General features: G+C 68.6%; 7 protein-coding genes, 1 other RNA gene and 2 pseudogenes. 8 read left to right on the top strand and 2 right to left on the bottom strand.

Features of this window, described 5'->3' with window-relative positions:
- A partial coding sequence (locus tag PLL68_RS09395; protein WP_324533505.1) for an ATP-binding protein occupies window positions 1-1163 on the bottom strand: 1163 nt, incomplete at its 3' end.
- A 332-nt stretch (window positions 1164-1495) separates the two neighbouring features.
- Between PLL68_RS09395 and PLL68_RS09400 the strand changes: the two genes are divergently transcribed.
- From PLL68_RS09400 to PLL68_RS09430, 7 genes are all read left to right on the top strand, one after another.
- Window positions 1496-3151 carry an amino acid permease gene (locus PLL68_RS09400; protein ID WP_324533506.1) on the top strand — a complete coding sequence of 552 codons (1656 nt, stop codon included), beginning with the start codon at window positions 1496-1498 and terminating at the stop codon, window positions 3149-3151.
- Window positions 3152-3164: 13 nt separating this feature from the next.
- Window positions 3165-4088, top strand: coding sequence for a phosphotransferase (locus PLL68_RS09405; RefSeq protein WP_324533507.1), 924 nt, complete (start codon window positions 3165-3167; stop codon window positions 4086-4088).
- Window positions 4085-6622, top strand: coding sequence for a GcvT family protein (locus PLL68_RS09410; RefSeq protein ID WP_324533508.1), 2538 nt, complete (start codon window positions 4085-4087; stop codon window positions 6620-6622). Before PLL68_RS09405 ends, PLL68_RS09410 begins: the two co-directional genes overlap by 4 nt.
- 72 nt (window positions 6623-6694) lie before the next feature.
- Window positions 6695-7267: a hypothetical protein gene (locus PLL68_RS09415; protein WP_324533509.1), complete on the top strand. Its 573-nt coding sequence runs from the start codon at window positions 6695-6697 to the stop codon at window positions 7265-7267.
- A 138-nt stretch (window positions 7268-7405) separates the two neighbouring features.
- Window positions 7406-7799, top strand: a transfer-messenger RNA (tmRNA) gene (ssrA, locus tag PLL68_RS09420).
- A 210-nt stretch (window positions 7800-8009) separates the two neighbouring features.
- Window positions 8010-9473: a S1 family peptidase gene (locus tag PLL68_RS09425; protein ID WP_324533510.1), complete on the top strand. Its 1464-nt coding sequence runs from the start codon at window positions 8010-8012 to the stop codon at window positions 9471-9473.
- Window positions 9474-9510: 37 nt separating this feature from the next.
- The gene (locus PLL68_RS09430) at window positions 9511-9882 is read left to right on the top strand and encodes a hypothetical protein (RefSeq protein WP_324533511.1); all 372 of its coding nucleotides are present in this window, start codon (window positions 9511-9513) and stop codon (window positions 9880-9882) included.
- A 91-nt stretch (window positions 9883-9973) separates the two neighbouring features.
- Here PLL68_RS09430 and PLL68_RS09435 read toward each other — a convergent pair.
- Window positions 9974-10597, bottom strand: a pseudogene (locus PLL68_RS09435) (XcyI family restriction endonuclease); the annotation flags it as partial.
- 59 nt (window positions 10598-10656) lie between these two features.
- Here PLL68_RS09435 and PLL68_RS09440 point away from each other — a divergent pair.
- Window positions 10657-11067: pseudogene (locus PLL68_RS09440) on the top strand (ATP-binding protein); the annotation flags it as partial.
- Between the last annotated feature and the right edge of the window lie 166 nt (window positions 11068-11233).

An 11233-nucleotide genomic window follows, 5' to 3' on the forward strand; every position in this document is an offset into this window, starting at 1 on the left:
GAGTCGAAGTGGGGGCTGACCTGCGCGCCGACGAACACCGTGCCGCCGTCGAGGCGAACCCCACCACCGCCGGCCGAGCGGTAGACGCTGATCTGACCGGCATCCGGTCGGAAGCCGTTCGACGGGTCCTCGGTGGTGATGCGGCACTGCAACGCCGCCCCGCGCACGTAGATGTCGTCCTGCTTCATCCCGAGGTCCTCGAACGACTCACCCGCCGCGATGCGCATCTGCGCCACGACGAGGTCGACGTCGGTGACCTCCTCGGTGACGGTGTGCTCGACCTGGATGCGCGGGTTCATCTCGATGAAGACGTAGCGGCCGTCCTCGCCGAGGAGGAACTCGACCGTTCCCGCGTTGCGGTACCCGATCGACTCACCGAAGCGCACGGCATCCGCACACATCTGTGCGCGAGTGGCGGGGTCGAGGTTCGGCGCGGGCGCGATCTCGACGACCTTCTGGTGACGGCGCTGCACCGAGCAGTCGCGTTCGTAGAGGTGCAGCACCGAGCCGGAGCCGTCGGCCAGCAGCTGCACCTCGATGTGCCGCGGGTTGACCACGGCCTGCTCGAGGTAGAGCGTGGGGTCGCCGAACGCGGCATCGGCCTCGCGCTGGGCCGCCTCGAGCGACTCGCGCAGCGTCGACGGGTCATCCACGCGCCGCATGCCGCGGCCGCCGCCGCCGGAGACGGCCTTGACGAAGACGGGGAAGCCGATGTCCGCGGCGGCTGCAGCCAGGGCGTCGAGGTCGGTCGACGCCTCGGCGCTCGCCAGGGTCGGCAGCCCGGCGGCGCGGGCGGCTGTGATCGCCCGCGACTTGTTGCCCGTGAGGTGGAGGACGGATGCCGGTGGGCCGATGAACGTGATGCCGTTGGCCTCGCAGGCCTCCGCCAACAAGGGGTTCTCGGAGAGGAATCCGTAGCCCGGGTAGATGGCGTCGGCGCCGCACTCGACCGCGACCCGCACGATGTTCTCGTGGTCGAGGTAGGCGCGCACCGGGTGGCCGGGCTCACCGATCTGGTAGGACTCGTCAGCCTTGAGCCGGTGCTCGGAGTTGCGGTCCTCGTGCGGGAAGACGGCGACCGTCTTCGCGCCGAGCTCGGTGGCCGCGCGGAACGCGCGGACCGCGATCTCCCCACGGTTGGCGACGAGGATCTTGGTGAACACGGGGGACCTCCCGGGTCGGGGTGGGCACGTCACCCGGCCGCGGGGCCGGTGGTCCGCAGCCTAGTGAGCACGGCCCGCCCGCGCCTCCCTCGTTCCGCCCCTTGCACACGCCCACCCCTCACGGTGCGTCCGGCAGGTTGGTCGCCGGGGCTGCCGGAGTGCCGGACGCAAGGCCCGGTGGCGACGGATTCCGTAGCGCAAACGGCGACGCGCCGAAGACAAAGAATGGCCCAAAGCCATACCAATGACGTCCCGGGAGCCCTAACATCGGCCCGTCGCACCACATATGACGCCGGTCACTTCGGGGCCGGCCGGACCCATGGGAGCAAACCGTGGCTGATGTGCACCTCTCTGACGACGAACGCCTGCTCGCCGAGCTCGGCTACAAGCAGGAGCTCAACCGATCGTGGTCGAGCTTCTCCAACTTCGCGATCTCCTTCTCGATCATCTCGATCCTCGCGGGCTGCTTCACGACCTTCGGCCAGGCGTGGAACAACGGCGGCCCGATCGCCATCTCGATCGGCTGGCCGCTCATCTCCGTCTTCATCCTCATCATCGGGTTCTGCATGAGCGAGCTCGTGTCGGCCTACCCGACCTCCGGTGGCATCTACTGGTGGGCCAGCAAGCTCGGCGGCGCCAAGGCCGGCTACTACACCGGCTGGCTCAACCTCATCGGCCTGCTCGCGATCGACGCATCCGTGGCCTACGGTGCCGCGACGTTCTTCGACCTCTCGTTCAGCACGATGAGCGAGTCGTGGGCCGCCGGCTACAGCCTCCAGCGCGTCTTCTGGATGTTCCTCGTGGTCCTCTTCCTCACGGCGATGATCAACATCTTCGGCGGGCACCTGCTGGCCATGCTCAACAACATCTCGGTGTGGTGGCACGTCGCCGGCGCCGCGATCATCATCGCGATCCTCGTCTTCCTGCCCGAGAAGCACATGAGCGTCAACGACGTCTTCACGATGCGCGTCAACAACAGCGGGGGCCTGGCCGGCGGCGACACGAGTGGCTTCGGCTTCTGGTTCTACGTCCTTCCGCTCGGATTCCTGCTCACGCAGTACACGATCACCGGCTTCGACGCGTCGGCACACCTCTCCGAGGAGACGCACGACGCCGCGGACGGTGCCGCCAAGGGCATCTGGCGCTCGATCTTCTACTCCGCGATCGGCGGCTGGATCCTCCTGCTCGCCTTCCTCTTCGCCGTGCAGGACCCGGAGGCCGTGACGGCCGGCGGCGGCGGTGTCGGCGTCATCTTCAACCAGGCGCTGTCGTCGAGCTGGGCCGGAACGGTGCTCCTCATCGCGAGCATCGGGCAGTTCTTCTGCACCACGGCCTGCATGACGTCCACGAGCCGCATGCTCTTCGCCTTCTCGCGCGATGGCGCCGTCCCCGGCTCGTCGTACTGGGCGCGGCTGAACTCGCGCAAGGTCCCGGCCAACGCGGTGCTCATCTCGTCGGTCATCGCGGCGCTCATCACCGTGCCGGCCCTCGTCGAGGTCAACATCGGCACCGAGGAGGCACCGATCATCGTGCCGACCGCCTTCTACGCGGTCGTGTCGGTCGGGGTCATCGGGCTGTACGTCGCCTTCGCGATTCCGATCTTCCTGCGGTGGCGAGCCGGTGACTCGTTCAAGCAGGGGTCGTGGAACCTCGGGAACAAGTGGAAGTGGATGGCCCCGATCGCCGTGGCCGAGATCGCTGTCATCAGCGTCTACTTCATCCTTCCCTTCACCCCGGCGGCGAACCCCTTCAACGAGAACTTCGAGTGGAAGTTCGTCAACTACGCGCCGATCCTCACCGTCGGCTCGCTCATCGTGCTGTGGATCGGGTGGCATCTGTCGGCCAAGAAGTGGTTCACCGGCCCGAAGATGACGATCGACCTGCCGGAGGGCACGACGAGCGCCGACGAGATCGAGCTCGAGCACCACGGCAAGACCGCCCACGGCGGCACGACGCACGACTGGAAGCCGGGCGACCCGCTGTCCTGATCGGGCACTGACCATGGCCGATCTCGACACGCTGCTCGACGGCATCCCCGTCCTCACCGGGCAGGGGCGTCACGTGACGCCCCTGCCCGGGGGGCTGACCAACGTCAACTACCGGGTGCGCACGGATGCCGGTCTCGACGTCGTCGTGCGCGTCTCGTCGCCCGACACCGGGCTCCTCGGCGTCGATCGCCATGCCGAACACCACAACACCCTGGCGGCAGCCGCAGCCGGGGTCGGGGCGCCCGTGATCGACTACCTCGAGGGCCGCGGCGTCATGGTCGTGGGGTTCCTTCCCGGGCGCACCTGGGGCGACCCAGACGTCGGCGCCAACCCGGTGCGGCTGGCCGCGGCCCTGCGCCGCCTGCACGCGGGCCCGCGGTTCATCGGCCGGTTCGACATGTTCGCCCTGCGCGAGCAGTACCTCGCAGTCGTGCAGGACCACGGATTCCGGATGCCGCCGCACTACCTCACGCTCGAACCTCACCTCGAGCGCGTGCGGGCGGCCTTCGCGCTGGGGCCCGAGACCCTCGTGCCCTGCCACAACGACCTGCTCGCCGCGAACGTGCTTGATGACGGCGGGGACCTGCGGATCATCGACTACGAGTACTCCGGCATGAACGAGCCGTCCTTCGAGCTGGGCAACGCCGCTGCCGAGGCCCACCTGGACCCTGACCAGCTGGCGGCCCTGTGCACCGCCTACTACGGCGACCTCCTCACGCCCGAAGGCCTCGACGCCCGCATCGCCCGCGCCGAGCTGTGGGGCTGGGTCGCCCGCTACGGCTGGACGCTGTGGGGGATGATCCAGGACGGGATGAGCAGCCTGGACTTCGACTTCTGGGGGTGGGCCATGGACAAGTGGGAACCCGCGCAACGGTTGGCCGCCAGTTCCCGGTTCGAGCAGCTGCTCGCCCGGGCGTCAGGGGAGGGGCAGAGGTGACCGACCCGCGCACCGGTGCCCCGGCATCCGAGGCTGTTCGCCAGGCGTCGACGACGGCGCTGCCGGAGCGGGCCCGGATCGTCATCGTCGGCGGGGGAGTGATCGGTGCCTCCACGGCGTACCACCTGGCCCACCTCGGAGAGACCGACGTGCTGCTGCTCGAGCAGGGCACGCTCTCCTGCGGCACGACGTGGCACGCGGCCGGGCTCGTCGGGCTGCTGCGCGCCAGCGAGAGCGGCACCCGGCTCGTGCAGCACTCGGCCGACCTCTACCAGCGGCTCGAGGCCGAGACCGGGCTGTCCACCGGGTACCGACAGTGCGGGGGCCTGATCGTCGCGCGCACGCCCGAGCGGATGACCGCGCTGCGCCGCACGGCCGCGACGGCCGCCGCCTACGACCTCGACTGCGAGCTGCTGACCCCGGCCCAGGCGGGGGAGCGGTACCCGCTGCTGCACACCGACGACCTCCAGGGCGCGATCTGGCTGCCCGGCGACGGCACCGCCAACCCGACCGACGTCACCCAGTCGTTGGCCAAGGGTGCCCGTCAGCTCGGGGTCACCGTGCGGGAACGGGTGCGGGTCACCGGGTTCGACGTCGTGGCCGACCCGACCGCGCCCGGTGGTCGCCGGGTGCGCGGCGTGCGCACGGATGCCGGGGACGTCGCCTGCGAGGTGGTCATCAACTGTGCGGGGCAGTGGGCCAAGGCCGTGGGGGCGATGGCCGGCGTCGTGGTGCCGCTGCACTCGGCCGAGCACTTCTACGTCGTCACCGACCAGATCGACGGCGTGGCGCCGGGCATGCCGATCCTGCGCGACCCCGACGGGTGGACCTACGTCAAGGAAGAGGTCGGCGGCCTCGTCGTCGGCGGCTTCGAACCCGAGGCCAAACCGTGGGTGTCGCCCGAGACCATCCCGTACCCGTTCGAGTTCCAGCTGCTGGAGGAGGACTGGGAACACTTCGCCGTGCTCATGGACAGCGCGATCCACCGGTTGCCGGTGCTCGAGCGCACCGGGATCCGCAAGTTCTACAACGGGCCCGAGAGCTTCACCCCCGACAACCAGTTCATCCTCGGCGAGTCGCCGGACGTCGCCGGGTTCTTCGTCGGTGCGGGGTTCAACTCGGTGGGCATCGCCTCGGCGGGTGGCGCCGGTCGCGCGCTGGCGCAGTGGGTCGTGGCGGGGGAGCCCCAGGAGGACCTGGCCCTCGTCGACATCCGGCGGTTCGCCCCGTTCCACGCCAGCACGCCGTGGCTGCGCGAGCGGGTCTCCGAAGTGCTCGGGCTGCACTACGCGGTGCCGTGGCCGGGGCGCGAGCTCGACACCGCCCGCCCCTTCCGCTGCTCGCCGGTGCACGACCGTCTCGAGTCGGCTGGGGCGTGGTTCGGCTCGAAGATGGGGTGGGAGCGGCCCAACTACGTCGCGCCGCTGAGCGTGCCGCCGTCGCAGCGTCCGGCCACCTACGGGTGGGGGCGACAGCCGTGGCACGACTGGGTCGACGAGGAGCAGCGGGCCACCCGCGAGGACGTGGCGCTGTTCGACCAGACCTCGTTCGGCAAGCTGCGGGTGCACGGCCCCGACGCGTTGGCGCTGCTGCACCTGGTCTGCACGGCCGACGTCGACCGCCCTGTCGGCACAGCCGTCTACACGGCGATGCTCAACAGCAGGGGCGGCTACGAGGCCGACGTCACCGTCACGAGGGTCGGCGACAGCGAGTGGCTGATCGTGACCAGCTCGGCATCACCGGTGCGGGACGCCGACTGGGTGCGCAGGCACGTCGCCCGCGGGTGGCAGGTGACGGTCGAGGACGTCACCACCGCGTATGCCGTGTTCGGGCTGATGGGTCCGCGCTCGCGCGAGCTCTTGGCCAGGATCTCGACGGCTGATGTCGGCGCCGAGGGCTTCGCGTTCGGCACGAGCCGGATCATCGACATCGGCCCCGCGCTCGTGCGGGCCACCCGGATCACCTACGTCGGCGAGCTCGGCTGGGAGCTCATGGTGCCGACCGAGCTCGCGACCGGCGTCTGGGACCGCGTCGTGGATGCCGGCGGCGACCTCGGTCTGCGGCTCGCCGGGTACCACGCCATCAATGCCCTGCGGCTGGACAAGGGCTACCGGGCCTTCGGTGCCGAGCTGGGCCCGGACCGCACCCCACTGGAGGCGGGGCTGCTGTTCACCTGCGACCTGGCCGGTGATCGGGCCTTCATCGGTCGGGAGGCGCTGGAGCGGCAGCGGGCCGTCGGGCCGCGCCGCCGGTTGGCGTCGTTCGTCGTGGAGGACGCGGCGGCCGTGCTCTGGGGCGGTGAGCTGCTGCTGCGCGAGGGTGTGCCCGTGGGCCAGGTGAGCAGTGCGGCCCTGAGCGCCACCCTTGGTACAGCGGTCGGCCTGACGTGGGTGTGGGACCCGGAGGGTGGGCCGCTTCCCCGGGAGCTTCTCGACGCGGGTGGCTACGCGGTCGACGTCGCCCGGACACGGCATCCGGTGCGGTTGTCGACCCGCTCGCTCCACGATCCAAGCAACGGCCACACGCGGGCCTGAAGTGCCCTCGGGCGCACTACAGTTGACGACATGGCAGGCCATGCCGCACGACATGGTGCGCGGAAACGTACGGTGGCTGCCGCGAGCCTGTTCGAGTCGTTCGCGGTGGCTGGTGGCGCCCTGTCCGTCGTGGCCCTGATGACCTTCATCGCCGGGGGTCCCGCCCCCGTGCCCGGAGGCGTCGTCGGTGAGCGTGTCGAGTCCACGTCGGCGCCGGGCACGGTGTCGCCGGTGAACGGCCCAGTGGTCGGGCCGGGCACGACCGGCCCCGGCACGACCGGCCCGCGAGTCCCCTCGTCGACTTCTCCGGCCGACGTGAGCCCGGCGCTGCCGGCCTCGCAGGCCCCAGCCGTGCAGCCCCCAGCCGCGCAGCCCCCGGCGCCCGCCGACCCCAGCAGCCCGGCATCCGCGGCAGCGCCGCCGACGACGGTCCCGAGCCCAACAGCCCGGCCGACGCACCCCGTCAAGCCCACCCCGAAGCCGCCGACGACGCCGACGAGGCCGAGCAAGCCACCCAAGGCCACGCCGACCGCCAAACCCACCACGTCGCCCAACCCTGCGTCCACCTCGCGTCCGTCGGGTGGCAGCAACCCTCGCGCGACGTCCTCGGGACGTCCGACCGCTGAGGCCGGCCTCACCCCCTGAGGCCCGCCCCGGCAGGAATGTCGTTTGGGGGTGTCGGTGTTGAACGGCATACTGACTGGTGTCGATCGGGTGCCGCACCGCGGCATCGACGATATCGGCGCAGTCACAACTGAACAGCGTGGGAGTGAGCCCCCTCAGGGGGGTGATCGGTTTCGACATTGGTCGGCAGACCATGGGGAAGCGGGTCGAGGACGCACGGTTATCTCGTTAACGATCTGTGCAAACCAATAGGTGCCAATTCCAAGCGCACCGACTTCGCCCTCGCCGCCTGAGCGAGCCTCGAAGTCCGTTGGCCTGAGTTTGATCCTGACTCAGTAACCAGCGTCATCTAGGGATCTTGCTGCGTCGTCATGTCGGGGGACGGCGCGGGACTCTTACTCGACTGGGCCTGTCAGCGGACGTGTGCGCGCGAGCGCTGGGGCCGAGAAATGCCGGATTGCTCGCTGTCGCAAGCGGTCCACAGCGCACTGCACCCGGAGAAGCCCTGGTTTCCCGTCAGTGGACGCGGGTTCGATTCCCGCCACCTCCACCCATGCGGTTCGCTCCCACGCTGTTCAGTGCTCAAAACAACGCCTGATCTGCGCAAACGCGCAGATCAGGCGTTGTCTGTGATGCGGACACAACGTGTCATGTCTAGACTTGACACGCCAGAGGAACTGTCACACAGCTGTCACAGGTGGTGGATGAGTTCGTGTAGCCCAGGCCCGACCACCTCCTGAACGGGACGACTCGCGGAGGACGCATGGCTGCACCTGCGAAGCTGCCGAGGGGGGTCACCCGGTATCGAGGTCGTTACCGGGTCAGGGTCGACTACGAGGGGCGTACGCATTCCCTTGGAATGTTCGACACTCTTACGGATGCACGCGCGGCGCTCGACATCACTCGCGGGCAGATTGCTCGCGGCCGGTTCGTGCCGCCAGCCGAGCGCCGGTCCGCCCGCAAGGCCGAGGTCGCGATGGTCGAAGCCCAGTCGGTGACGCTGAAGGAGTGGTCCGAGAAGTGGCTCGCCGCCCTGGAAGCCAACGCCCTGACGCTCAGGGCCTATAGGGGGTCTTGGCAGGGGTGCGGACAAGGAGGTCTGGTGATGAGGTTCAAGAGAACGGTTCCCATCGCGGTCGCGTCGCTGGCGGCGCTGGCCGCGGCCATGGCGCCGATGGCGCAGGCCGGCGACCCGGGAGGGGCTGAGGCGGCCAAGGTCGCGGCCGAGGCAGGTGCGGGAGCACGGTCAGCGGCGGGTACCGCCGGGGACGCGGCAGCCCTGGCGCAGGAGGGAGCGGCCCGGGACGGGGCACTGTCCGAGGATGTCTCGCCGGGCGCGTTCTCCGAGGGCGGACAGGTCGTCAGTCGAGTCTTCGCCGACTCCCGAGTCGCTGGTTCAGACCGGGCGCGGGCGAGCGTGTTCACCAAGGCCTCGCTTGCGGACCTGATGAGCCAGATCGAGGGCCTGCGGGCGACGTCCAAGCGGGCCGATGTGGCGTACGGGTTCTACTACGACGCCGCCAACGACATGGTGCGGATCGACGGCAATCTCGACGCCTCAGCTGTGGCGGCGCTGTCGAAGAAGGGTGGGGCCATCAAGTTCGTGAAGGCTGACGAAGCCGGCCGGGACTCGCGCGCCTCTGACGGCACACCGCATTGGGGCGGGGCGCGCATCACCAGCGGCGGTGCTGGCTGCTCGTCGGGCTTCATCGTGAAGAACTCCGCCGGCACTCGGTTCGCGCTGACCGCGGCCCACTGCGGAGGGCTGAACTCGCAGTGGTACTCAAGCACGAACTACTTCGGCAAGATGACCAGCCGCGGCCCGTTCCCGGCCTACGACATGGCGTTGCTGTCAGGTTCGAGCTACGGCAGCTACATCTACATGGGAGGTTCAACGGGCACCGGCTGGCGCACCGGTGCGGCCAGCAACCCGGCCGTGGGGGCGACATACTGCACCAGTGGAACGACAACCAACGAGAACTGCGGGAAGGTTGTGCAATCCCTGTCGGCTTCGTTCTGTGACAGTTCGGGCTGCACCTACGGTCTCGCGTCCTACACCGGCGGTACAAGCACCGCCGGCGGAGACTCCGGCGGGCCCTTGGTCCTGAAGGGATCCTCCACGGTCTACCCGCGAGGTATCCACATCGCGCGGGCGGGCAGCACCATGTATGCCGAGAAGTGGAGCACTATCTCCAGCCACTTCGGGGTGTCGAGTGTCACGTCCTAGGCAGGGGCGCACAGGCCGGGCAGCGGTCAGGGTCCTTGTGGCCTTGGTGCTGCCCGGCCTGGGCCTGACCATGACCGGATGCTCACCATCCTCGTCCGAGGCCTTGATGCTGGACACCTCCCCCGCTGGCAGCGCGCGTGGCGCAGCCTTGACGGCCGACAGCGAACTCCACGGTGAAGTCGTCGATGGGCGTGCCTGCTTCTGGGTCGTCACCGACAACGGCGCAGAGGTGACGCTGGTGTGGCCGCCGGGTTCGGTAGCGCGCGAGGACCCACTGCGGATCGAGAACAGCGCCGGGCAGGTGGTGGCAACCGCCGGCGCGTCCGCCCCTTCGATGTCGGGTAACCCTGACCAAAGCTCGGGCTGTCGACCCGGAAGTACCCGCTTCATCGTCGGTTCCATCGACTGAGCCCAGCCGGGTCACCGTCGGTGAGGACCGCGAGCAGGTTCCGGTAGGTCGGCGCGGTTTGTGCGCGAACCCGTCCGGACGTTGACCGGCCTCAGATACCCATGGCAGAACGCGTTATCTGGGTGAGGCGATCCCAAGTCGTCCCCTTACGATTCAACACTTCCGTGAGGTCAATCCATTCGCGCGTTGAAGTGCTCTCCGTGCGCAAGCGGGACATGTCGGCGCCGCGCAGGTCGATGATGGTCCAACATGTACCAGCACCGTCATGAATGGCCTTCGCGTGAGACTTTTCGGCCTCACCGGCTCGGTTGTGGACGTTGGAATAGTCGGTGCCGCCCTTGATCTCGATAGCGGCCTTGTACTCGCTGCTTGTGCCAAAGTCCTCCCGGATGACTACGTCCGGATCGGCGGCGAGAGCGAGGGTCACCTCCCGTTGGGAGTTGTTTTCGACCGTGATGGAAACCGGCGTCTCTGTGAAAGTGCGTCCGGCGTCTCGGACGATCTGCTTCATGGACTCGAAGACTTGCTTCGTTGCCTTGCTCCCAATCTGAGTTCTCCAAGAGCCATCAGCCTGCGCTCCGAGCGCCATCAATGGAAGCGCGTTGACATCTTCTCTCAACGTCGACTGAGGAAGCGCGTGGAGGAGAACCGTCACTTGCTGATTCAGGTGAGTACAGAACTCCGGGAGCAACTTCTCGGCTCCCTCCGTGAGCGCCCCCCTCTCCTCTAGTGGCTTGAACGGGGTTAGTCCAGTTGCGGCCTTATAGAAGGATTCTGCTCATCGCACTCGGCACCGAAGCCGCGATGGCCGGCTACCGCGTGAAGTACACCCTGGCCAGCAAACTCGCCAACGAACTCGTCGAAGCCGCCGACGAGATGATCCTGGCCAAGACCATCGCCCGCTACGGCCGCGTCGACCTCCTCTGCATCGACGAACTCGGCTACATGCAACTCGACCGACGCGGAGCCGAACTCCTCTTCCAAGTCCTCACCGAACGCGAAGAGAAAGCCTCCGTCGCGATCGCGTCCAACGAGTCCTTCGCCGGCTGGACCAAAACCTTCACCGACCCCCGCCTGTGCGCCGCGATCGTCGACCGCCTCACCTTCGGCGGCAACATCATCGAAACCGGCACCAACTCCTACAGACTCGCCCACGCTGCGAAGAGTCTGGCCAACGCCAGGTAGCGAACCCCACCTGCGGGGTCGGCAGCCGGGGAACGTTCCCGCAAGCACACTTCCCGCGGTGGCTCGCCATCAGTCCCGCGCGCAACTTGGGCACTGATGCCTGTCGAGCATGGAACGGGCATAGACGGTTCGATGACTGCGGTGCTAGCCTGCGACCCGCGTTGGC

Origin of the sequence: Ornithinibacter sp., assembly GCF_035443565.1 — a bacterium.
Classification (GTDB): domain Bacteria; phylum Actinomycetota; class Actinomycetes; order Actinomycetales; family Dermatophilaceae; genus Fodinibacter.